This window comes from Brevibacterium rongguiense, from assembly GCF_009857845.1.
Taxonomy (GTDB): Bacteria; Actinomycetota; Actinomycetes; order Actinomycetales; family Brevibacteriaceae; genus Brevibacterium; species Brevibacterium rongguiense.
The window spans coordinates 1-22,741 of sequence record NZ_WWEQ01000001.1 but is presented as its reverse complement, the minus strand read 5'-3'; the positions used below and the strand labels follow the sequence as shown (position 1 = coordinate 22,741).

20 protein-coding genes are annotated in these 22,741 nt (G+C 70.5%); 10 read left to right on the top strand and 10 right to left on the bottom strand.

Annotated elements, in window-relative coordinates; genetic code table 11:
- Window positions 1-46: 46 nt before the first annotated feature.
- A complete protein-coding gene (locus GSY69_RS00100) occupies window positions 47-538 on the bottom strand; it encodes a GNAT family N-acetyltransferase (RefSeq protein ID WP_160951891.1) in 492 nt (163 codons plus the stop codon).
- Between the two features lie 58 nt (window positions 539-596).
- On the opposite strand from GSY69_RS00100, the gene GSY69_RS00095 reads away from it, so the two are divergent.
- The gene (locus tag GSY69_RS00095; RefSeq protein WP_160951890.1) at window positions 597-1,409 is read left to right on the top strand and encodes an exodeoxyribonuclease III; all 813 of its coding nucleotides are present in this window, start codon (window positions 597-599) and stop codon (window positions 1,407-1,409) included.
- 700 nt (window positions 1,410-2,109) lie between these two features.
- On the opposite strand, the gene GSY69_RS00090 is transcribed toward GSY69_RS00095, so the two are convergent.
- Both GSY69_RS00090 and GSY69_RS00085 read right to left on the bottom strand, forming a co-directional pair.
- Window positions 2,110-2,316 (bottom strand): CstA-like transporter-associated (seleno)protein, encoded by a 207-nt coding sequence (locus tag GSY69_RS00090; RefSeq protein WP_160951889.1) that lies wholly within the window; start codon window positions 2,314-2,316, stop codon window positions 2,110-2,112.
- Window positions 2,316-4,550, bottom strand: a complete 2,235-nt coding sequence (locus GSY69_RS00085) for a carbon starvation CstA family protein (RefSeq protein ID WP_160951888.1) — start codon at window positions 4,548-4,550, stop codon at window positions 2,316-2,318. Before GSY69_RS00085 ends, GSY69_RS00090 begins: the two co-directional genes overlap by 1 nt.
- A gap of 334 nt (window positions 4,551-4,884) precedes the next feature.
- Between GSY69_RS00085 and trpS the strand changes: the two genes are divergently transcribed.
- On the top strand, window positions 4,885-5,889 hold the full coding sequence (gene trpS / locus GSY69_RS00080) for a tryptophan--tRNA ligase (protein WP_160951887.1): 1,005 nt from the start codon (window positions 4,885-4,887) through the stop codon (window positions 5,887-5,889).
- 50 nt (window positions 5,890-5,939) lie between these two features.
- Window positions 5,940-6,941: an App1 family protein gene (locus GSY69_RS00075; protein WP_160951886.1), complete on the top strand. Its 1,002-nt coding sequence runs from the start codon at window positions 5,940-5,942 to the stop codon at window positions 6,939-6,941.
- A 71-nt stretch (window positions 6,942-7,012) separates the two neighbouring features.
- Here GSY69_RS00075 and GSY69_RS00070 read toward each other — a convergent pair whose 3' ends face one another.
- The 5 genes from GSY69_RS00070 to sdhC all read right to left on the bottom strand — a co-directional run bounded on the left by GSY69_RS00070 (window position 7,013) and on the right by sdhC (window position 12,113).
- Window positions 7,013-8,326, bottom strand: a complete 1,314-nt coding sequence (locus GSY69_RS00070; RefSeq protein WP_160951885.1) for a D-alanyl-D-alanine carboxypeptidase family protein — start codon at window positions 8,324-8,326, stop codon at window positions 7,013-7,015.
- Between the two features lie 344 nt (window positions 8,327-8,670).
- Window positions 8,671-9,471: a succinate dehydrogenase iron-sulfur subunit gene (locus tag GSY69_RS00065; protein WP_160951884.1), complete on the bottom strand. Its 801-nt coding sequence runs from the start codon at window positions 9,469-9,471 to the stop codon at window positions 8,671-8,673.
- The gene (gene sdhA, locus GSY69_RS00060) at window positions 9,471-11,231 is read right to left on the bottom strand and encodes a succinate dehydrogenase flavoprotein subunit (protein WP_160951883.1); all 1,761 of its coding nucleotides are present in this window, start codon (window positions 11,229-11,231) and stop codon (window positions 9,471-9,473) included. The genes GSY69_RS00065 and sdhA overlap by 1 nt, the downstream gene beginning before the upstream one ends.
- 51 nt (window positions 11,232-11,282) lie before the next feature.
- Window positions 11,283-11,732 (bottom strand): succinate dehydrogenase hydrophobic membrane anchor subunit, encoded by a 450-nt coding sequence (locus GSY69_RS00055; protein ID WP_160951882.1) that lies wholly within the window; start codon window positions 11,730-11,732, stop codon window positions 11,283-11,285.
- Between the two features lie 3 nt (window positions 11,733-11,735).
- A complete protein-coding gene (gene sdhC / locus GSY69_RS00050; protein ID WP_160951881.1) occupies window positions 11,736-12,113 on the bottom strand; it encodes a succinate dehydrogenase, cytochrome b556 subunit in 378 nt (125 codons plus the stop codon).
- A gap of 292 nt (window positions 12,114-12,405) precedes the next feature.
- Here sdhC and GSY69_RS00045 point away from each other — a divergent pair, with 292 nt between their 5' ends.
- The 4 genes from GSY69_RS00045 (at window position 12,406) to GSY69_RS00030 (ending at window position 16,566) form a co-directional block, all read left to right on the top strand.
- Window positions 12,406-13,512, top strand: coding sequence for a mannose-1-phosphate guanylyltransferase (locus GSY69_RS00045; RefSeq protein WP_160951880.1), 1,107 nt, complete (start codon window positions 12,406-12,408; stop codon window positions 13,510-13,512).
- Window positions 13,513-13,765: 253 nt separating this feature from the next.
- On the top strand, window positions 13,766-14,968 hold the full coding sequence (locus GSY69_RS00040; protein WP_160951879.1) for an amidohydrolase: 1,203 nt from the start codon (window positions 13,766-13,768) through the stop codon (window positions 14,966-14,968).
- Between the two features lie 9 nt (window positions 14,969-14,977).
- Window positions 14,978-16,084 (top strand): adenosine deaminase, encoded by a 1,107-nt coding sequence (locus tag GSY69_RS00035; protein WP_160951878.1) that lies wholly within the window; start codon window positions 14,978-14,980, stop codon window positions 16,082-16,084.
- Window positions 16,081-16,566: a hypothetical protein gene (locus tag GSY69_RS00030; RefSeq protein ID WP_160951877.1), complete on the top strand. Its 486-nt coding sequence runs from the start codon at window positions 16,081-16,083 to the stop codon at window positions 16,564-16,566. The genes GSY69_RS00035 and GSY69_RS00030 overlap by 4 nt, the downstream gene beginning before the upstream one ends.
- A gap of 237 nt (window positions 16,567-16,803) precedes the next feature.
- Here GSY69_RS00030 and GSY69_RS00025 read toward each other — a convergent pair whose 3' ends face one another.
- Both GSY69_RS00025 and GSY69_RS00020 read right to left on the bottom strand, forming a co-directional pair.
- The gene (locus GSY69_RS00025; protein WP_160951876.1) at window positions 16,804-17,526 is read right to left on the bottom strand and encodes a hypothetical protein; all 723 of its coding nucleotides are present in this window, start codon (window positions 17,524-17,526) and stop codon (window positions 16,804-16,806) included.
- Between the two features lie 108 nt (window positions 17,527-17,634).
- Window positions 17,635-18,132 (bottom strand): MarR family winged helix-turn-helix transcriptional regulator, encoded by a 498-nt coding sequence (locus GSY69_RS00020; RefSeq protein WP_160951875.1) that lies wholly within the window; start codon window positions 18,130-18,132, stop codon window positions 17,635-17,637.
- Between the two features lie 237 nt (window positions 18,133-18,369).
- On the opposite strand from GSY69_RS00020, the gene sucC reads away from it, so the two are divergent.
- The 3 genes from sucC (at window position 18,370) to GSY69_RS00005 (ending at window position 22,041) form a co-directional block, all read left to right on the top strand.
- On the top strand, window positions 18,370-19,539 hold the full coding sequence (sucC, locus tag GSY69_RS00015) for an ADP-forming succinate--CoA ligase subunit beta (RefSeq protein WP_160951874.1): 1,170 nt from the start codon (window positions 18,370-18,372) through the stop codon (window positions 19,537-19,539).
- Between the two features lie 27 nt (window positions 19,540-19,566).
- A complete protein-coding gene (gene sucD / locus GSY69_RS00010; protein ID WP_160951873.1) occupies window positions 19,567-20,463 on the top strand; it encodes a succinate--CoA ligase subunit alpha in 897 nt (298 codons plus the stop codon).
- A gap of 117 nt (window positions 20,464-20,580) precedes the next feature.
- Entirely contained in the window at window positions 20,581-22,041 is a 1,461-nt protein-coding gene (locus GSY69_RS00005; RefSeq protein ID WP_160951872.1) for a class I SAM-dependent methyltransferase, read from the top strand.
- The last annotated feature ends 700 nt before the right edge of the window (window positions 22,042-22,741 follow it).

The following is a 22,741-nucleotide window of genomic DNA, read 5'->3' as shown; positions in this document are numbered from 1 at the left end:
TGCGAGTGCGGCGACTGGGAGTGCTGCGTCTGCGAGTGCGGGAGGCTCAGCTCTCCACGGTCAGGGAGCGGGTGAACAGCACGCGCGGGCGCTCGGGGCCCGCGTAGTCGCTGATGAGCTCGCTCTCGAAGCCCAGGTCCGTGTGGAAGGCGATCGCCCCGGTGTTCTCCGGCTCCGTGGTCGCCTGGACCTCCTGCTTGCCCAGCTGCCGGGCGCGGTCGACGAACGCGGCGTAGAGCGCGCGCCCGATCCCCAGGTGCCGGAAGTCGTTGTGCGCGGCGGCGAGGTGGATATAGCCCGGCCCCTCCTGCGGGACGACGCCCAGCAGGTAGCCCACGATCTGGTTCTGGTAGCGGGCCACGAGGCCGGACGAGTCGAGCTGGCGGAACCAGTAGGGATCATGGCTCGAGGTCAGGTCGCGCTCGCCCCAGAAGTCCTCCTGGGCGGTGACGAGGAAGTCGCGCAGCTCGAGCGCATCGATCTCGTCCAGGGGGCTGATCGTCAGGCGATCGGCGTCGTAGTCGGTCGAATCCGCCATGGCTCCTCCTCGTGGTCGGCGTTGGTTCAACAATACGCCCCCGTGAAAGGATGGAGCCATGATTCGCATCGCAGGCGTCAACGTCAACGGCATCCGCGCGGCCATGCGCAAGGGCATGGAGCCGTGGGCACGCGAGGCCGGGGCCCACCTCATGACGCTGCAGGAGGTCCGCGCGCAGGACGACGTCGCCCTGAGCGCCATGGAGCCGCTGGGCATGCACGCCCACAGCGCGGACGCCGAGGCCAAGGGCCGCGCAGGCGTCGCGGTGCTGGGCCGGGTGCCCGCCCGCGCGGTGCGCCGGGGGATCGGCGATGAGTACTTCGACCGGGCCGGGCGCTGGCTCGAGGCCGACTACGAGCTCGCCGACGGCTCGCTGCTCACCCTCGTCTCCGCCTACGTGCATTCGGGGGAGGCGGGCACCCCCAAGCAGGAGGACAAGTACCGGTTCATGAACCGGATGCTCACGCGCCTCCCGGAGCTGCGCGAGCACGCGGACTTCGCCCTCGTGACGGGCGACCTCAACGTGGGGCACACGGAGCTCGACATCAAGAACTGGAAGGCCAACCGGAAGAAGGCGGGCTTCCTGCCGGAGGAGCGGGCCTACTTCGACCGCTTCTTCGGGGAGCTGGGCTGGGTGGACGTCCACCGGCTGCTCGCCGGTGAGGTCCCGGGGCCCTACACGTGGTGGTCGATGCGCGGGCAGGCGTTCGACAACGACGCCGGGTGGCGGATCGACTACCAGCTGGCCACCCCGGAACTCGCCGCGCTGGCGCGCACGGCTCGCGTCGACCGGGCGCCCAGCTGGGGAGAGCGCTGGTCGGACCACGCCCCCCTCGTCATCGACTACGACCTGCCGGACCTGCAGGGCTGAGCCCGGGCGCCGCCCCAGCTCCCACTCCACCGCCACCTGGAAGGTCTTCGGGACCGACGCCTCGAACCCCAGCGCGTACCTGGGGCTCTACAAGGTCGTCGCCACCGCCGACGGCGAGAAGCTGGCCGATAGCTTCCGCGTCACCGACACCCCCCACAAGGGCGGCAGCGATGACGACGGCGACAACGGCAACGGCGGCGGCAACGGCGACAACGGGTCGGGCGACGACTCGAACGGCGGTGGCAACGGCAGCCTGCCGCGCACCGGTGCCGAGCTCGGCGCGCTCGGCCTGGGCACGGCGCTGCTCGTCATCGGCGGCGCGACGGTGTTCGTCACGCGCCGGCGCATGAACGGCTGAGCGGGCGGCACCGCTCACCCGACCGCGGGCGCTCCCCGCGCCAGCTGGGCCCCGGAGGCATCCGCCTCCGGGGCCCAGCTGCGTGTATGCGGAACTCTGCCCGCGTCCCGCGCCGCGCGGTCTCCCACGCCGTGTGCGAAGCCCATGCGCAGGGCTGTTCCGCGCCGCGGCTCCGCCCTGCGGTACCGGCCTGCGGCGGGCCGCCCCTGCGCGGAGCCCACACGGCCAGCGGCTCCGCTCGGGGGCATGCGCGAGGGCCGGGGCCCTCCGATCGGAAAGCCCCGGCCCTCGGGGAGTGGTGCGGACGGCACCAGGCGGTTCAGTGCCGCCAGTGCAACCGCCTCAGCAGCAGCGCGCCTTCGGATCGCGGTCCTGCGCGTCGGTGAGGTCGCGCCAGAACTCGCGCTCGCCCATCGCGCCCTCGCGGGTGCCGTGCCGGCGCTCGAAGGACTCCAGGTAGTGGACGTAGGCGTTCTCGCCCATCACCTCCTTGAGGTACCACCACGCGGCCGTGAAGGGCCGCGCGGCAAGCGCCAGCGCGCGGGGCATCAGTGCGCCCCTCCCACCCGTTCGGGGGCCTTGCCGCTGGCCGCCCACTCGGCGGCCACCTCGCGCTCGGCCTTCGTGGAGATAAGGCCCGCAGGCGCGAACATGCGCGTCTCGACGAACGGCTCCTCGGAGGTGGAGAAGACGTGCGTGCGGATGGCCTTGATCGACACGTAGAGCGCCATGAGCACGACGAGGAGCACGAGCGCGGCGAACACGATCGACAGGGTGCCCTGGATGAACGTGTTGCGCACGACCGCCTCCATCTGAGCGACCCCCTTCGTGGTGCCGAGCTCGGTCTGGCCGGCGTCGAGCGCCTGCTTGTACGCGCTGTGCTGCGCCCAGTAGCCGAGCTTCGGGTTGGAGGAGAAGATCTTCTGCCACGACGCGGTCATCGTGACGATGAGGTCCCACGCGAGCGGCAGGCCCGGGATCCACGCCCACTTGGCCAGGCCGGACTTGCACACGATCGCGAAGATGACGGCCAGCGCGATCGCCGCCAGCAGCTGGTTGGAGATGCCGAACAGCGGGTAGAGGGTGTTGATGCCGCCCAGCGGGTCCGTCACGCCCATGATGAGGATCGAGCCCCAGCCGCCGACCATGACGAGCGTGGTCAGCCACGCGCCCACGGTCCACGACGGGTCGCGGAACTTCCGGTGGAAGTTGCCCAGCAGGTCCGAGAGCATGAAGCGGGCGACGCGGGTGCCGGCGTCGATCGTCGTGAGGATGAACAGCGCCTCGAACATCACCGCGAAGTGATACCAGAAGCTCTGCCAGGCCGGGCCGCCGAAGACGCCGTGGAGGATGTTGGCCATGCCCATCGCCAGGGTGGGCGCACCGCCGGTGCGCGAGACGATCGAGGGCTCGCCCACATTGGCCGCCGCCTGCTGGAGGAACTCGGGCGAGGTCGTCACACCCGGCATGCCGAGCTTCGTGTTGATGAACTCGGCGGCTCCCTGCGCGGTGCCGCCGGTCAGCGGCTCGGCGGCGTTCATCGCGAAGTACAGGCCCTTGTCCAGGCTGATGGCCGCGACGAGCGCCATGATCGCCACGAACGACTCCATGAGCATGCCGCCGTAGCCGATGAGGCGGATCTGCGATTCCTTCTCGATGAGCTTGGGGGTGGTGCCCGAGGAGATGAGCGCGTGGAACCCGGACAGGGCGCCGCACGCGATCGTGATGAAGAGGAACGGGAACAGGGTGCCCGCGAAGGCCGGGCCGTTCGCGTTGCCGGCGAAGACGGTGACCGCCGGCATCTGCACGGTGGGGTTGGCGATGATGATGCCCACGGCGAGCAGGAGGATCGTGCCGATCTTCATGAACGTCGACAGGTAGTCGCGCGGGGCCAGCAGCACCCACACCGGCAGGACCGCGGCGAAGAAGCCGTAGATCATGAGGCACCAGGCCAGCGTCGTCTTGTCCAGGTGGAAGACCGCCGACCACGTCGGATCGCTGTGCACCCAGCCGCCGGCGACGATCGCGAGGATGAGGAGGACGACGCCGATGATGGAGACCTCGACGACGCGGCCCGGGCGCAGGAAGCGCATGTAGATGCCCATGAACAGCGCGATCGGGATGGTGCACGCGATCGAGAAGACGCCCCAGGGCGATTCGGCGAGGGCGTTGATGATGACGATGCCGAGCACGGCGATGAGGATCACCATGATGAGGATGATGCCGATCGAGGCGATGATGCCGCCGGTGCGGCCCAGCTCGTCGCGGGCCATCTGGCCGAGCGAGCGGCCGTTGCGCCGGGTGGAGAAGTACAGGGTCATGTAGTCCTGGACACCGCCGGCGAGGATGACGCCGAAGATGATCCACAGGGTGCCGGGCAGGTAGCCCATTTGGGCGGCGAGCACGGGGCCCACGAGCGGGCCGGCGCCGGAGATCGCGGCGAAGTGGTGGCCGAAGAGCACGCGGCGGTCCGTGGGTGCGAAGTCCCGGCCGTTGTCGTTGATCTCCGCCGGGGTGGCTCGGCGGGGGTCCGGACGGCAGACCTTCCACTCGATGAACTTCGCGTAGAAGCGGTAGGCCACGAGGTAGCTGCCGACCGCCGCGGCGACGAACCAGCTGGCGCTGAGGTTCTCTCCGCGCACGAACGCGACCATGATCCAGCCGAGCGCGGCGATGATGGCGATGGCGGCCCACAGCGCGATCTTCGCGGGGGTCCACCGGGGCTTCTCGACGACCGCCACCGGCGGCAGCGACTCCTCGGTTCTGACGATTTCGACCGACATCGGGGCTCCTTTGCTCCTACATCCATGGGGATCCGCAGCAGGCGGGGCCCTGGGGCCGGGAGCGTGCCCGCGGAGGTGTGGGAAGTCTGTGAGTTGGCTTACGACCCTCTTAGGGTGAGGCCTGCGCCCGGTGGTGTCCAATGCGTCACACTCCGGGCGGGGCTTTGACGCCCGAAATGTTATGAACGCACCCGGTTCACCCGCCCCGGCCGCACAGCGTCGGCGCCGTTCCCGCGCCCGAGGTGCGGGCCGGCGCCCGCACCTCGGGCCCGGGCGCGGGCGGGCCCGCAGCGGCGAGCCGCGGCGCGGCGGGCGCGGGTGGCAGAATGGGGCCATGACCGCAACCGCGCACGCACGTCCCCGCTCGCTCTCCGGAATCCAGGCCACCTCGGACTCGCTGCACCTGGGCAACTACATCGGCGCCCTCCAGCAGTTCGTGGCCCAGCAGGAGACGAGCGATGCGTGGTACTTCATCGCGAACATGCACGCGATCACGGTGCCTCAGGATCCGGCCAAGCTGCGCGAGCGGACGCTGCTCACCGCCGCCCAGTTCATCGCCGCGGGCGTGGATCCGGAGCGCTCGGTCCTCTTCGTCCAGTCCCAGGTCGACGCCCACCCCAAGCTGGGCTGGATCATGGAGTGCGTGGCCTCCGAGGGCGAGGCGCGGCGGATGACCCAGTTCAAGGACAAGTCCGCGAAGAACGAGCAGGTGTCCCTGGGACTGCTGACCTACCCCGCGCTCATGGCAGCGGACATCCTCCTCTACCAGGCCGACGTGGTGCCGGTGGGCGAGGACCAGCGCCAGCACCTCGAGCTCACGCGCAACCTGGCCGAGCGCTTCAACAAGCGCTTCGGCCACACGTTCACGGTGCCCGAGCCCGGGATCGTGAAGGAGACCGCGAAGATCTACGACCTGCAGGACCCCACCGCCAAGATGTCGAAGTCCGCGCAGTCCCCGGCGGGGCTCGTGGGCATCCTCGACGAGCCCAAGGCGATCGCGAAGAAGTTCAAGTCCGCGGTCACCGACGACGGCACCGAGGTCGCCTTCGACCGCGAGGCGAAGCCGGGGGTGAGCAACCTCCTCACCATCTACTCCTCGCTGGCGGGCGTGGACATGGCCACCGCCGTCGAGCACTTCGAGGGCAAGATGTACGGCCACCTCAAGGGCGAGCTCGCGGACCTCGCCGTCGAGACGCTGGCGCCCGTGCGCGAGCGGACCCTCGAGCTGCTCGCCGACCGCGCCGAGCTCACCCGCATCCTCGCGGCTGGCGCGCAGCGGGCCGCCGAGGTGGCCGACCCGACCGTCGCCGCCGCCTACGAGCGGGTGGGGTTCCTGTGATCGGCCGGAGGCGCTCGCGGGGCGCGAAGCCGCGCAGCCTTGCCCCGGAGATGCTCCACACCGCCGCGCGCTTCGAGGACAAGTGGCACGCGTGGGCGGGGGAGAAGGTGCGGGCGCGCGGCTGGAAGCGCACCGTCATCGCCTACGACTCCTACGGCTCGGAGACGAGCGCGCGCGTGCTCGCCCGCATCGTGCTCACGAAGACCGGCCAGCCCGCCGCCGATACCGAGGCGAGCATCCGGGGATTCCGCTCGTTCGGCAACGTGCCCCTGCCCGGTGAGACCGCGTGGGTGCGCATCGCGGGCGCCGAGCACATGGTGACCGCGGACCGCGGGGGGATCGTCGACGCGATCATCCCCGGCGACTTCCGGCCCGGCAAGCTCGACATCCAGATGTGGACCGAGGGCTCGCGGGTGGACACCGCCACCGTGCACATCGTGGGCGCCGACCAGCAGTTCGGGATCATCTCCGACATCGACGACACGGTCATGGTCACCGCGCTGCCCCGGCCGTTCCTCGCCGCCTGGCACACGTTCGTCCTCGACGAGCACGCGCGCTCCCCGGTGGCGGGCATGTCCGTGCTCTACGACCGCCTCGTCTACATGCGACCCAATTCGCCCATCATCTACCTGTCCACCGGCGCCTGGAACACGGCGCCCACGCTCAAGCGCTTCCTCAGCCGCAACCTCTACCCCGACGGCCCGCTGCTCCTCACCGACTGGGGGCCCACCGCCACCCGCATGTTCCGCTCCGGCCAGGAGCACAAGCGCATCCAGCTCGAGCGCCTGGCCCGCGAGTTCCCGCAGATCAAGTGGCTGCTCATCGGCGATGACGGGCAGCACGACGAGGAGCTCTACGGCGAATTCATCGAGAACCACCCGGACAACGTGGCCGCGGTGGCCATCCGGCAGCTGACCGTGGGCGAGGCCGTGTGGGCCGGCGGCCGCTCGAAGAAGAGCGGCCGGGGCCAGGGCGTGCCGTGGGTGTATGCGAACGACGGCGCGGGACTGGCCTCGAAGCTCACCGAGCGGGGCATTGTCTCCGGGTTCTGAGCCGCGCCGCGAGCCGCCTGGGCGCCGTGCGCCGGTGCTGCGCCTTGGGCCCCTGCCGCGCAGGCGGCGGGTCAGTCCTCGCGGTCCCAGTCCTCGGTGGTCTCGCCGCGGTCGTAGTCGGCCCGCGGTCCGCGACCCGCGCCCGGCGCGCCGCTGGGGGCGTCAGCGCCGTTTCCAGCATTGGTGGCCGAGGAGAACTCCGGGCGCCGGCGCCGGCGCCGCAGCACGGTCACCGCGGCAATGAGGACAATGACGACGAGGAGTGCCGCCGCCGTCGACCAGATAGCGGCTGCATCGCCCGCGGGGCCGGCGGCGGGCGTCGCCGCCCCCTTGTCACCGGGCCCCTGGCCGACCTGCGGGGCACCCGGATCCGACGGCGCGGGCTCGGAGCTGGGCGGTGCCGAGCCCGACTGGCGGGCCGCGCTCAGATCGATCGTGCCCGCTTCGGGCGCCTGCCGCTGGTTGAGCGCCCACCCGATGAGGTCCATGCACGGCTGCCGCGGGTTCGGCACGGACGACAGCACGGCCGCCGCGAACGTGCGGCCGCCGCGTTTGACCGCGCACACGAACGAGCCCTTCGCGGCGATCGTGTAGCCGTTCTTCAGGCCCAGCCCGCCGGGGTAGGCGCCGACGATCTTCGTGTGGTTCTGGATCTCGTAAGGCTTGACCTTCTTCTTCGTCCGGGGGTCCTTGCCGCCGGGGAACGTGTAGGTCTGCGTGCCGATGACCCGCATGAGGTAGGGGCTGCCGACGACCGCCCGGGCGATGATGAAGAGGTCGTGGACGGTCATCGACTGGTTGGGCGCATCGAGCCCGTTGAGCGTCATGGGCACGGTTCCGGTCAGCCCGAGCTGCTTGGCCTTGGCGCGCATGAGGCCCAGCGCCCTGTCCTGGCCCCCGGCGGCGTTGCCCAGGGCGAACGCAGCGTCGTTGGCGCTCGACATGAGCATGGCGTGGAAGAGCTGGTCGACCGTGTAGGCGTTGCCCTCCATGAGGCCCACCTTCGTGCCGTCGACGCTCGAGTCCGCGGGCCTGGCCGTGTAGCGCTTGCGCTTGTCGGAGAGGACGTCGACGAGTGTGACCCCGGTCAGCAGCTTCATGACCGAGGCGGGCGCGAGCCTGCGGTCAGGGTCGTGCGAGGCGTACAGGCGCCCGGAGTCCAGGTCGCCCACGAGGTAGGCCCGGGCATCGAACGACGGTGCGGGCCTGCCGTTGTCCAGCGGCGGGCTCGTGTACTCCTTCGAGGGCGTGGGCCCCGGTTTGGCCTGGGCGGCGCTCGGCGCCAGCGCGAGCACGAGGGCGAGCAGCAGGGCCAGGGCGCCGCGGGCGCTCGACTTCCCGCGGCGCGGCGCTGGCCGCTGCGGGCGAGGATCGGAGGCGGTCACGAGGCACGAGTCTACTCGGCGCGGAGGCAGGCGCAGGAGCCTGTGAGGCCCCGTCTCGCCCGCGCGCCAGGGCCACACGCGGGTCCATCGCAAGGCCGGTTGTCGGGTCGAGCCACCCGGTTTGTCGGGTCGAACAGCCCGTTGAACCCGAGCACGGAGCGGCGTCATGGGCGGCACCGGGGACCGAGCGCATCGACACGGCAGGCCTTTCCCCAACTGCGCTCACAGTAGCGCTCCGCAGCCGGCGTGCGAGTCAGGGCGCGGGCCTGCGGGGCCGGACGGGCAGAGAAAAGCGGCGGGCCCGGGACTCTCGTCCCGGGCCCGCCTACGGTGCGGAGCGCGAATCAGAAGGCGCGTTCGAGCAGCGCCTGCTTGACCTCGGCGATGGCCTTCGTGATCTGGATGCCGCGGGGGCAGGCCTCGGTGCAGTTGAAGGTCGTGCGGCAGCGCCACACGCCCTCCTTGTCGTTGAGCACCTCGAGCCGCAGATCGCCGCCCTGGTCGCGCGAGTCGAAGATGAAGCGGTGGGCGTTCACGATCGACGCGGGGCCGAAGTACTGGCCATCGGTCCAGAACACCGGGCAGGACGTCGTGCACGAGGCGCACAGGATGCACTTCGTGGTGTCGTCGAAGCGCTCGCGGTCCTCCGCGGACTGCAGGCGCTCACGGGTGGGCTCATGGCCGCTCGTGATGAGGAACGGCATGATCTCCCGGTAGCTCTGGAAGAACGGGTCCATGTCGACGATGAGGTCCTTCTCCAGCGGCAGCCCCTTGATCGCCTCGACGGTGATCGTCTTGTTCGTGTCGAGGTCCTTGAGCAGGGTCTTGCAGGCCAGGCGGTTGCGGCCGTTGATGCGCATGGCATCCGAGCCGCACACGCCGTGCGCGCAGGAGCGGCGGAAGGACAGCGAGCCGTCCATCTCCCACTTGATCTTGTGCAGGGCATCGAGCACGCGGTCCGTGCCGTGCATCGTGACCTTGTACTCCTCCCAGTGCGGCTCCGAGTCTTCTTCGGGATTGAAGCGCGCGATGAGGAAGGTGCAGTCGAACGAGGGGATCTCGCCGGCTCCGCCGCCCAGGTGATCCGGGATGTCGACCTTCGAGGCCGGCTCCGCGGTCTCCTTCGTCGCTGTGTCTGCGCTCATCAGTACTTACGCTCCATCGGCTGGTAACGGGTGACGACGACGGGCTTCGTCTCCAGGCGCATGCCGGGCACTCCCTCGGCCTCGGAGTCCGGATCCGCGTACGTCATCGTGTGGTGCATGAAGTTCTCGTCATCGCGCTTGGGGAAGTCCTCGCGGAAGTGGCCGCCGCGCGATTCCTTGCGGTGCAGCGCTGCGACGACGACGACCTCGGCGATCTGGAGCAGGAAGCCCAGCTCCACGCCCTCGAGGAGGTCGAGGTTGTAGCGCTTGCCGCGATCCGAGATGCCCACGTGCTTGTAGCGCTCGCGCAGCTTCTCGATCTCGTCGAGCGCCTCGCGCAGCGTCTCCTCCGTGCGGAACACCTGGACGTTGGCGTCCATGATGTCCTGCAGGTCCTTGCGGATGGCGCCCACGTGCTCGGGGCCGTCGGCATGGCGCATCTCGTCGATGAGCTTGATCGTGTCATCGGCGGCGCCCTCGGGAAGCGGGGGCAGCTGCGCCGTCTTCGCGAACTCCGCGGCGGCGATGCCGGCGCGCTTGCCGAAGACGTTGATGTCGAGCAGCGAGTTGGTGCCCAGGCGGTTCGAGCCGTGGACGGACACGCACGCGCACTCGCCGGCGGCGAAGAGGCCGGGCACGACGTCGTCGTTGGAGCGCAGCACCTCGGAGGCGATGTTCGTGGGGATGCCGCCCATCGCGTAGTGCGCGGTGGGGAACACCGGCACCGGCTCCGTGTAGGGCTCGACGCCCAGGTAGGTGCGCGCGAACTCGGTGATGTCCGGCAGCTTCGCGTCGATGTGCGCGGGCTCCAGGTGGGTGAGGTCGAGCAGGACGTAGTCCTTGTTCGGCCCGGCGCCGCGGCCCTCGCGCACCTCGTTGGCCATCGAGCGGGCGACGATGTCGCGCGGCGCGAGGTCCTTGATGGTGGGCGCGTAGCGCTCCATAAACCGCTCGCCGTCGGCATTGCGCAGCACGGCGCCCTCGCCGCGGGCCGCCTCGGACAGGAGGATGCCCAGGCCCGCGAGCCCGGTCGGGTGGAACTGGAAGAACTCCATGTCCTCGAGCGGCAGGCCGTTGCGGTAGGTCACGGCCACGCCGTCGCCGGTGAGCGTGTGGGCGTTCGAGGTGGTCTTGAAGACCTTTCCGAAGCCGCCGGTGGCGAACACGATCGACTTCGCGCGGAAGATCTGGATCTCGCCGGTCGCCAGCTCGTAGGAGACGACGCCGGCGGGGCGCAGCTCGCCCTCGAACTCCGTCATGATGAGGTCGAGCACGTAGTACTCGTTGTAGAACTCCACCGAGTGCTTCACGCAGTTCTGGTAGAGCGTCTGGAGGATCATGTGGCCGGTGCGGTCCGCGGCGTAGCAGGCCCGGCGCACCGGGGACTTGCCGTGGTCGCGGGTGTGGCCGCCGAAGCGGCGCTGGTCGATCTTGCCCTCGGGCGTGCGGTTGAACGGCAGGCCCATCTTCTCGAGGTCGAGGACCGCGTCGATGGCCTCCTTGGCCATCACCTCGGCGGCGTCCTGGTCGACGAGGTAGTCACCGCCCTTGACGGTGTCGAACGTGTGCCACTCCCAGTTGTCCTCCTCGACGTTGGCGAGGGCCGCGCACATTCCGCCCTGGGCGGCCCCCGTGTGCGAGCGGGTGGGGTAGAGCTTGGTCAGCACGGCGGTGCGCGCGCGCTGGCCGGCCTCAATGGCTGCGCGCATGCCCGCGCCGCCTGCGCCGACGATCACGACGTCGTACTCATGTACCTGCATGGAAGGGGTGTCTCCTTGGAATCGGATTGAGGCGCTGCGGCGGGGCGGGGATCAGGCCTTGCAGAAGCTGGCGAGCAGGCTCGGGTCCGCGCCGGTGGGGCACGGGTTGAACGTGAAGACCACGAGCGTGCCGAGGACGACGACGATCCCGGAGGCGATGTAGAGCGTCAGCTGCAGGGCCACGCGGGTGCCCGGCTTCTCCGTGTAGTCGCTGATGATCGTGCGCATGCCGTTCGTGCCGTGGAGCATGGCCAGCCACAGCATGACGAGGTCCCAGATCTGCCAGAACGGGTTCGCCCACTTGCCGCCGACGAACCCGAAGTCGAGCTGGTGGACGCCGGAGCCGGACCACAGGTTGACGAAGAGGTGGCCGAAGATGAGGATGACGAGCACGACGCCGGAGAGGCGCATGAAGAGCCAGGCGAACAGCTCGAACTGCGAGCGCGTGGTCTTGTGGCGGTCGTATTCGGCGCGGGGCGCGGGAATCGTGGGGGTTGCCATGGCTCAGCCTCCGAACGTGTGCATCAGCTGGCGGGGGATGAACGCGAGCATCATGAGCGCCCACAGGATCAGGACGATCCAGAACATCTTCTTCTGGTTCTTGGGCCCGCCCTTCCAGAAGTCCACGAGGACGATCCGCACGCCGTTGAAGGCGTGGAAGACGATGCCCGCCACTAGGCCGATCTCGCCGAACGCCATGATCGGGGTCTTGTACGTGCCGATGACGGCGTTGTACGCCTCCGGCGAGACGCGGACGAGAGAAGTGTCGAGCACATGGACCAGCAGGAAGAAGAAGATGCCGACGCCCGTGACGCGGTGAGCGACCCAGGACCACATCCCCTCGTTGCCGCGGTACAGAGTGCCCGTTGACGCTTTGGCCACGGGTCATCCTCCAATGGTGACGAGCAGATCGATACCCCATGAAAGTACGCCGAAAAAGTGGGCGGTGCCAATCGCCTCGCCCTCGGTTCCCGCAAGGCTGCGCGTATATTGCCCGCACCCTGCGAAATGGGCTCCGGGAAGCGTCGTGGATCACCTTCGAGGGGCCCCCGTGCGCAGCGCCCGGCTTTTAAGCAAAGACTGCGTGACGTAATTCCGGCCGGTTTGGCTCCCAAACGGGGCGGGCGTGCGTGTCCTGCGGCCGGGGCCGCGCCCGGGCTGAAAAGATGGGGCCATGATCTCCTCGTTCCACGCCGTCATCCCGGCGGGGGGCTCCGGCACGCGGCTGTGGCCGCTGTCGCGCTGCTCGTCGCCCAAGTTCCTCCACGATGTGCTCGGCACCGGCCGCTCGCTGCTGCAGGCCACGTGGGATCGCGTCGAGCCGCTGGCGGGGCCCGAGCGGACGTGGGTCGTCACCGGCGCGGCCCACGCCCGCGCCGTGGCGGACCAGCTGCCGCAGCTGTCCGAGGCCAACCTCGTCACCGAGCCCTCCCCGCGGGACTCGGCCGCAGCGATCGGGCTGGCGGCGATGCTCATCCACGACCGCGAGCCCGATGCCGTCATGGGCTCGTTCGCCGCGGACCACTCCATCACGAACGAGTGGGAGTTCCGGCATGTCATCGAGCAGGCGGTGGCCGCCGCGGCCGGCGGGGACATCGTGACGATCGGGATCACCCCCACCTATCCCTCCACCGCCTACGGCTACATCCGCACCGGCGAGGCGCTCGGGCTGCCCGGGGCGCCCACCGCGCGCCGGGCCCGCGAGTTCGTCGAGAAGCCGGCCGCGGGCCTCGCCCGGCGCTATGCCTACTCCGGGCGCTACCGCTGGAACGCGGGCATGTTCATCGCGCGCGCCGACGCGCTGCTCGACCAGTTCGCCCGTCGCGCCCCCGAGCTGTCCGCGGCCCTGCGCACGATCGCCGACGCGTGGAACACCCCCGAGCGCGAGGCGGTGGTCGCCCAGGTCTGGCCGCGCCTGGAGAAGAAGGCGATCGACTACGTGCTCGCGGAAGGAGCGGCGGCCGAGGGGCAGGTCGTCGTGGTGCCCGGCGACTTCGGCTGGGACGACGTGGGCGACTTCGACTCCGTGGCGAAGCTGCGCCAGCCCCTGCCGGGTGAGCCGGACTCCGTCCACGCGATCGGCCGCGGCGATGTGGTCGACATCGAGTCCTCCGGCATCGTCTTCTGCGATGAGCCCAAGGTGGTTGCGCTCGTGGGCGTGGACGACGTCATCGTCGTCGACTCCGGCGATGCCCTCCTCGTCGCCTCGCGCGCGCACGCGCAGGACGTCAAGCGAGCGGTCGCGCGCGCCAGGGAGATCGGCCGCGCCGACGTCCTCTGAGGACGCCCTCTGAGCGTGCCCCGGGTGCGTGAGCCCCGCCGCGCCCCGCCGCTCCGGCCAGCGCCGGTGCCCGGACCGGGCCGGTGCCGGTGCCCCGCGCCGGGCCCGCGTGCACGGCCGGCCGCGGGGCGCCTCGGCGGCGGTGTGTCACATTGCGACGCCCGCCGCGCCGGGCCGCGGGCGCGGTCCTAGACTGTCGGCACCGACCGGGCGCGGTGCGCCCGCGCCGCGCTCCCCACTGCCCACCCGAAGGATGCCGGAGACCGTGATCGCCCCGCCCCTGCACCGCCTGCTCGACGAACTCGCGGACTTCCGCCACGACATCCACGCCCACCCCGAGCTGTCCTATGCGGAATCGCGCACGACCGAGCGCGTCGTGGCCCGCCTCGAGGAGGCGGGCCTTGCCCCGCGCCGCCTCGAGGGCTCGGGCTGCGTCGTGGAGGTGGGGCGCGGCGACATCGCGGTGGCGCTGCGGGCCGACATCGACGCGCTGCCCATCGACGACCTCACGGACACGCCCTTCGCCTCGACGGTGCCCGGCGCCTGCCACGCGTGCGGGCACGATGTGCACCTGACCGCGCTGCTGGGGGCCGCGCTCGTCCTCCACGAGCTCGACGGCCAGCTGCCCGGCGGCCTGGGCGGGCGCGTGCGATTCATCTTCCAGCCGGCCGAGGAGGTCACGCCCGGGGGCGCGCTCAAGGTGATCGGCCAGGGCGCGCTCGACGACGTACCGTGCGTCTACGCGATCCACTGCGACCCGAACGTCGACGTGGGCCGCGTGGGCTCGCGGATCGGCGCGATCACCGCCGCCGGCGACACCGTCGTCATCCGCCTCACCGGCCACGGCGGCCACACCTCGCGCCCGCACCTGACCGAGGACCTCGTCTACGCGCTGGCCAAGCTCGCCACCGACCTGCCCGCGACGCTCTCGCGCCTCATCGACCCACGGCACGCGATCTCGCTGGTGTGGGGGCAGGTCACCTCCGGCCACGCGCCCAACGTGGTGCCCGGGGACGGGATGCTCCAGGGCACCCTGCGCTGCCTCGACGTGGACGGCTGGAACCAGGTCGCCCAGGTGCTGCCCGACCTCGTCGACCGGATCGCGGGGCCCTACGGCGTCGACGTCGAGCTCGAGCACCGCCGGGGGGTGCCGCCCGTGGTCAACACCGAGGACGAGGTGGCGCTGGCCGAGGCCGCGGTGCGCCGCGAGCTGGGGGAGGGGTCCGTGCTGCTGACGCCGCAGTCGATGGGCGGGGAGGACTTCGCCTGGTACCTCACCCACGTGCCCGGTGCGCTCGTGCGGCTGGGCACGCGCACTCCCGGCGGGATCACCTACGACCTGCACCAGGGCGATCTGCTCGTCGACGAGCGCGCCCTGGAGATGGGCATCCGCGTGTTCGCAGCGATCGCCCTGCGCGCGCTGGGGATCGAGGAGGAGCGGGCCGGCGAGCGCTAAGCTGAGGACGTGGATACGCGACTCTTTCCGACGCCCGCCGGCGTCGACCCCCATGACCCCATCCTGAGCCTGCCGAAGGTCTCGCTGCACGATCACCTGGACGGCGGCCTGCGCCCCGCCACGATCGTGGAGCTGGCCGCCGAGGCGGGCCATGAGCTGCCCACGACGGATCCCGAGGCGCTGCGCGCCTGGTTCCGCGACTCGGCCGAGTCGGGTGACCTGGTGCGCTACCTCGAGACGTTCGAGCACACCGTCGCCGTCATGCAGACAGCCGTTGCGCTCACCCGCGTGGCGCGCGAATGGGTCTGCGACCAGGTCGCGGACGGCGTCTTCCTCGCCGAGGCGCGCTGGGCGCCCGAGCAGCACCTGCGGGAGGGCCTCGACATGGACGAGGCCGTCGCCGCCGTGCAGCGCGGCCTGGAGGAGGGCGTGGCGCTCGCCGCGGACAACGGCCGCGTCATCCGCGTGGGCCAGCTCATCACCGCCATGCGCCATCAGGACAACTCGCTGGCCGTGGCCGAACTCGCCCTGCACTGGCGCGAGCACGGCGCGGTGGGCTTCGACATCGCAGGGCCCGAGGAGGGCTTCCCGCCCTCGGCGCACCTCACGGCCTTCGACCTGCTGCACCGCGAGTGCTTCCCGGTCACCATCCACGCCGGTGAGGCCGACGGCCGCGAGTCCATCCTCGAGGCCGTCCAGGTCTGCCACGCGCAGCGCCTGGGCCACGGCGCCCGCATCGTCGAGGACATGGACGTCGTCGACGGCGAGGGCACGCTCGGCAACCTCGCCGCCTGGGTCCTCGACCAGCAGGTGCCGCTCGAGCTGTGCCCGTCCTCGAACGTGCAGACCGGTGCGGCCCGCTCGATCGCCGAGCACCCCATCACCGGCCTCAAGGACCTGGGGTTCCACGTCACGGTCAACCCGGACAACCGCCTCATGTCCGCGACCTCGATCAGCCGCGAGATGCGCCTGCTCGTCGACGAGGCGGGCTGGGACCTGGGAGACCTGGAGCTCGCCACCGTCAACGCGCTCTCCTCGTCCTTCACGCCCTACGACGTCCGCGACCGCTTCATCGACGAGATCCTCATTCCCGGCTTCGACCGGGTGGAGCTGTGACGCAGGAGTCCTCGCGGGAGTCTCCGCAGGAGTCCTCGAAGGCCGGTGGGCCGGGGGACCGCGCGCGCGGCCCCTGGACCCTCCTGCTGGCGGTCGCCATGACTGCGCTCGAGGCGCTCGCCCTCACCGTGGCCGCCGTCGCCTACGTGGTGGTCGCCGTGGGCCAGCGCGCGGACCCCGTGCCGCTCATCGCGCTGGCCGCGATGTTCCTGCTCCTGGCGGTCGGGCTCGTGGGCGTCGCGATCGGCCTGGCCCGCTTCGGCCGCTGGGCCCGCCCGGCGTGCGTGGCGTGGCAGGTCCTCCTGCTGCTCTTCGCGTTCAACGTGGGGCCCGCGGCGGGCCTCATGTTCTGGGCGGCTCTCATCCCCGCCGTCCTGTCCCTCGTGGGGATCTTCCTGCCGCCGAGCCTGCGCGCCTACGACGGCGCGCTCGCCGACCAGGAGGCCCGCCTGCGCGCCGCCCGCCAGGAGGATGCGGCCTAGGAGCGCCCGCGAGGCGATGGGCGGTGGGCGGCGTTGGCGGATGTAACCGCTGGGCGTCGCTGCGTGCTCTATTGCCCGAGGTGAGAGGACGATTCCGTTCGGTCTCACTGCGCCACAGCGAACAGGATCGACCTTTCGGCCAGCTGCGCGGCCGGTCGGGATTGCCAACTGCTCAGCCAGCGCGGTCCCCTTCCGGCCGGTTGCCTCGTGGGGGTCAGCCCCTGGGCAGCCGACTGCTCAGCCGGCCTCCATGTACTGCTCGCACGCCTCCGTGAAGAAGTCGCCCTGCGCATCGCCGTTGGACTGCCGCAGGCTCGCCGCGGTGGCCTGGATGGCCCACCAGACGGCCGGCGAGCCGCCCCACTGCAGCCGCATCTCCGCGCGCTTGCTCGGGTCGTCGGCCAGATTCTGCGCGGCCAGCTGGAGGCGGTCTCCCGCGTCCGAGGCGGTGCAGCGGGCCTTCGTACTCGGGCTCTTGGGATTGAGCTCGGGCTGTTCCTTCGTGTTGACGGTCTTCAGTGTGAACGCGGAGTCCGCGGTCTTCTCCACGTCGAACGTGCCGAGGATGCGGTAGAACGGCGCATCGGACTTCTCCACCGCCTTCGAGTCGACCGTGACGCTCACGCTCTCGGCCGCGTCCGGGGTCAGCGTGACCTGGCCGGAGTCGGCGAGCTTCGAGTCGTAGTGGATCCAGGCGGACAGATAGGCCCGCTGCTTGCCCTCGGCCGCCTTCTTCAGCCCCTGCCATAGCGGGTCCTGGTCCTCCGGCCCACCGGGGGAGGCATCGACGATCGCCACCTCGTCGCCCGTGGCCGTGGGCACGGGGGTCGCGGACTCGGGGCTCACGGAGATGGACGGGAAGCCCTCATCGGGGCGCTTCTCGCCCTTGGCGGTGCATCCGGACAGGGCGAGGGCTGCGCACACGGCGGCTGCCGAGGCGCTCAGGGAGGCGTGCTTCATGGTGACCTCACGGGGGAAGGGGCGGTCGGCTGGTTCACGGTGCTGCTGGTTCACGGTGCTGCTGCGCCGAGTCTACCGGCGCCGCCGGCTGAGCGGCCGACCCCGGGCTCAGTCCTCACCCGTGTGCTCGAAGCCGTGGGAGAGCACGCGCAGCAGCTCGGCGAGCCGGCGGCGCTGGGCGGGGCTGAGCTCGGAGAGGAGGTCGGCCTCCTGCTCGAGCAGCTGCGCGAGCGCGGCATCGACCGTCGCCCGCCCGGCGGCGGTGAGGCCCACGAGCACTCCGCGCCGATCATCGGGGTCCGGGCGCCGCGAGACGAGGCCCGCGTCGAGGAGGCGGTCGATCCGGTTCGTCATGGTGCCCGAAGTCACCATCATCTCGCCGATGAGGCGCGAGGGGGAGAGCTCGAACGGCTCGCCCGCGCGGCGCAGGGCGGAGAGGACGTCGAAGGCCCAGACCTCGAGGCCGTGTTCGGCGAACGTGGACTTGCGCGCCTTGTCCAGCTGCTTGGCCAGCCGCGACACGCGGGAGAGCACCTCCATGGGCGCGACGTCGATATCGGGGCGCACCCGCTGCCACGCCGCGACGATCCGGTCGACCTCATCCATGAGGACATGATATGTCTCGCCGTCGAGATACTTGTCCAGGAAGTATCTTGATGAGCCCGCGTGTTCGCGGGCGGCGAACGCGCGGTGCGATGCGCGGTCGGCAGGCGCCCGCATCCGGGCCAGGGACTAAGGTGGGCATCGGTCGGGTGTGCTCCACCCTCCCATCCGTCACCGGTGCGAGCCCGCGCGGAGCACGATCTGTGCGCGCGGGCAGCGCCCCGAGCTAAGGAAGAACACGTGGATCTTTTCGAGTATCAGGCCCGCGACCTCTTCGAGAAGCACGGCGTGCCCGTGCTGCGCGCGAAGGTCGCCGAAACCCCCGAGGAAGCCAAGCAGGCCGCCGAGGAGCTGGGCGGCGGCACTGTCGTCGTCAAGGCCCAGGTCAAGGTGGGCGGCCGCGGCAAGGCCGGCGGCGTCAAGCTCGCCAAGAGCCCGGACGAGGCCGCCGAGAAGGCCAAGGAGATCCTCGGCCTCGACATCAAGGGCCACGAGACCAAGAAGGTCATGATCGCCGAGGGCGCGGACATCGCGGAGGAGTACTACTTCTCCGTGCTCCTCGACCGCTCCGAGCGCACCTACCTCGCCATGTGCTCGAAGGAGGGCGGCATGGAGATCGAGCAGCTGGCCGTCGAGCGCCCCGAGGCGCTGGCCCGCGTGCCCGTCAACGCCCTCACCGGAATCGACGAGGCCAAGGCCCGCGAGATCGTCGAGGCCGCCGGCTTCGATGACCAGGTGGGCCCCAAGATCGTCCCCGTCCTGCAGAAGCTGTGGGACGTGTTCAAGGAAGAGGACGCGACGCTCGTCGAGGTCAACCCGCTGGTCAAGACCGGTGCCGGTGACATCGTCGCGCTCGACGGCAAGGTCTCGCTCGACGACAACGCGGACTTCCGCCACAAGGACCACGAGGAGCTGCGCGACATCAGCGCGGAGGACCCGCTGGAGCTCAAGGCGAAGAAGCTCGGCCTCAACTACGTCAAGCTCGACGGCCAGGTGGGCATCATCGGCAACGGCGCGGGCCTCGTCATGTCGACCCTCGACGTCGTCGCCTACGCGGGCGAGAAGCACGACGGCGTGAAGCCGGCGAACTTCCTCGACATCGGCGGCGGCGCCTCGGCCGAGGTCATGGCCAACGGCCTCGACGTCATCCTGGGCGATGACCAGGTCAAGAGCGTCTTCGTCAACGTGTTCGGCGGGATCACCGCGTGCGACGCGGTGGCCAACGGCATCGTCAAGGCCCTCGAGATCCTGGGCGACAGCGCGACCAAGCCGCTCGTCGTCCGCCTGGACGGCAACAAGGTCGAGGAGGGCCGTCAGATCCTCAAGGACGCGAACAACCCCCTCGTCACGCTCACCGACACCATGGACGCGGGCGCGGACAAGGCCGCCGAACTCGCGGCCGCCAACTGACCGCCCGAAAGGACTAGGACAACCACCATGTCGATTTTCCTCAACCAGGATTCGAAGATCATCGTCCAGGGCATCACCGGCAGCGAGGGCGCCAAGCACACCGCGCGCATGCTCGCCGCCGGCTCGAACGTCGTGGGCGGCGTCAACGCGCGCAAGGCCGGCACCACGGTCAGCCACCAGGACAAGGACGGCAAGGACGTCGAACTCGACGTCTTCGGCTCCGTGTCCGAGGCGATGGAGAAGACCGGCGCGAACGTGTCCGTGGCCTTCGTGCCGCCTGCGTTCACGAAGGACGCCGCGATCGAGGCCATCGATGCCGGGATCGGCCTGCTCGTCATCATCACCGAGGGCGTGCCGGTCCAGGACTCCGCCGAGGTCTGGGCCTACGCGACCGACAAGGGCAACAGGACCCGCATCATCGGGCCCAACTGCCCCGGCATCATCTCGCCCGAGCAGTCGCTGGCCGGCATCATCCCGGCCAACATCACGAACCGCGGCAAGCTGGGCCTCGTGTCGAAGTCCGGCACGCTGACCTACCAGATGATGTACGAGCTGCGGGACCTGGGCTTCACCACCGCCATCGGCATCGGCGGTGACCCGGTCATCGGCACGACGCACATCGATGCGCTCGCGGCCTTCCAGGAGGACCCGGAGACCGAGGCGATCGTCATGATCGGCGAGATCGGCGGCGACGCCGAGGAGCGCGCGGCGGAGTACATCAAGGACAACGTCACGAAGCCCGTCGTGGGCTACGTGGCCGGCTTCACCGCCCCGGAGGGCAAGACGATGGGCCACGCCGGCGCGATCGTCTCCGGCTCGTCCGGCACCGCCGAGGCGAAGAAGGAGGCCCTCGAGGCCGCCGGCGTCAAGGTGGGCAAGACGCCGTCTGAGACTGCGCAGCTCATGCGCGACATGCTCAAGTGACTCACTGAGGCGCAGCCGGGCGGTATGCCTGGCCACGGCTGACGGGGCGCCGCGCGGGGGACCGCGCGGCGCCCCGCGCGTGTCTGCGGGTCCCTTAGCGCTCCTAGACTGGGGCGCATGTCGCGATCCCTGCTGCCCGATCCCGCCCTGCTCGCCCCCCTCGCACAGCGCCTGCGCAGCGCGTCCGCCCCCGCCCTGCCCGCCTGGCCCGATGGGGCACCCGAATCGCGGATCCTCGCGGAGTACCTCGTGGGCCGGGCCCACGGTGTGCTGGACGTCTCCGGCCGCCGGTCCGGTGGTGCGGACCAGGACGGCGCTGTTCAGCGGGACGCCGAAGGGTTCGCAGACCTGCCGCTGCTCGTGATCGACGACGACGAGGCCGGCGCCCTGTGGGCCGTGGCCGCCGGCGTCGCGGTTGGCTCGACCTCTCTGGCGGCCGAGGGCCTGGCAGTCGAGGGCCTCGCGGCGGACATCCCGGGGACCCACGGCTGCGCGGCCGACGACCGGGCGGGCAAGGGTGCGGTGCCGGCGGGTGGCCGCGTCCTTGCGTACAACGACCGGGTGAGCGCAGATCCGGCCGCGCGGGCCGCGGGCGCCGAGCTCGTCGGCGCGCTGCCGGCCGACGTCGTCGAGCGCGCACCGCTGCGCTGCATCGTCTCCGCTCCCAAGGCCGTCGATGCGCTGAGCGAGACGCTGCAGGCGCTTGAGGGGATCGCCGCCGAGGTCATCGTCGTCGGCCGCGACAAGCACCTCACGCCCTCCGTCAACGCGGAGCTGGCGCGACGCTTCCGGCGCGTGGACGTCTCGCCGGGCATCGCGAAGTCCCGGCTCATCATCGGTAGCGAGCCGTTCGCGCCCGCGGGGGAGCCACTCTCTGTGGAAGGCGAAGGGGCCGCCGAGGTGGCCGGGGCCCAGGCGGGCGCGCCAGGCGTCGCTGCAGGCGACTCCGCCTCCCGGGAGACGAACGACGTCCTCTTCCCCGGTTGGGCCAGCAGGGCCTCGGGCATCCCCGGCGTGCCCGATCTGGATGTCGCCGCGCACGGGGCGTGCTTCGGCGGCAGCGCCGTTGACCCGGGCTCGCAGCTCCTCGTGCGCGCACTCGCGCAGCGGCGGGCGGAGGTCGCACCGGGTGCGCGCACGATCCTGGACCTGGGCTGCGGCAACGGCTGGCTGCTCGCCGCGGCGGCCGCACTGCTGCGGCCGGCGGAAGCGGTTGGCACCGATGCGTCGCGAGCTGCGTGCGCCTCCGCAGCTGCGACGCTGCGTGCGGCGCGGGCGGCCGGTGCCGTGGATGCCCCGTGGAGGGTGGTGCTCGCCGATGCGGGGGAGGGGCTTGCGGATGGCTCCTTCGACCTTGTGCTCCTCAACCCTCCATTCCATGCCGGCACCGTGGTGACCACGGAGGACGCACATCGCATGATCGACGCCGCGCACCGGCTCCTGGCCCCTGGCGGGCTGCTTGTGTGCGTCTACAACTCGCACCTGCGCTACCGCTCGCACCTGAACGCGGCATTCGGCGGCAGCGAGCAGTGGGCGCGCAACGCGAAGTTCACGGTGGTCGCTGCGCGTAGGGGCTGAGGGACCGGGGTGCGCGAGATGAGACTTGAACCGACTGGCTCCCCCTCGCGTGCATGATCGCGTATCGGCGTTCTGCCGCATGATTCCGCGGTTTCCGCGAGGCTTGCCAGTGGAAAACTCCACCGCGATACACATGCCTACGCGGTCGGTACCACATGAGATTTCACACCCGGGAGCTGCAGAGCACGCGAGACGCCGACACCTGGACCCTCACACGATGCACCTGGCGGGCAGTGACGCCGGTAGCGGATCGGACTTGCGCACATGTATCTGCGGAAACTTCTTGACGCCTGACCATCTTGGGGTGCCCATCCGGCACGTCCGGATCCGGTGACGATGGATTCGTTCGTCTCACCGATGAGGAGTGCCATCTCTCGCACTCGCAACATGGAGAGGTCCACCAGTAGCGCCGGCACCGAGAATCACCGATCTCTTGGTGCGCAAACTGATCCTGACAGCGTCAGAGACAACCGCAGCGACCGTGTGACGTGTTCTCGTTGCTTGTGCTCGTCTCGCCCCTGCTCCATGCTCGATTGGCCCGCGACTTCGTCATTCTGATTCGCTCTCACCGCCGGGCCCTGACCCCGGGTCTTGGACACGTGGAATCCAGCAGTTGCTGGAGGAAGCGAGATGATCAGGACTATGGCCAGGAAGAACTACTCCGATGAGTTCCGTCGGCAGGCCGTCGACTTGTACGAGT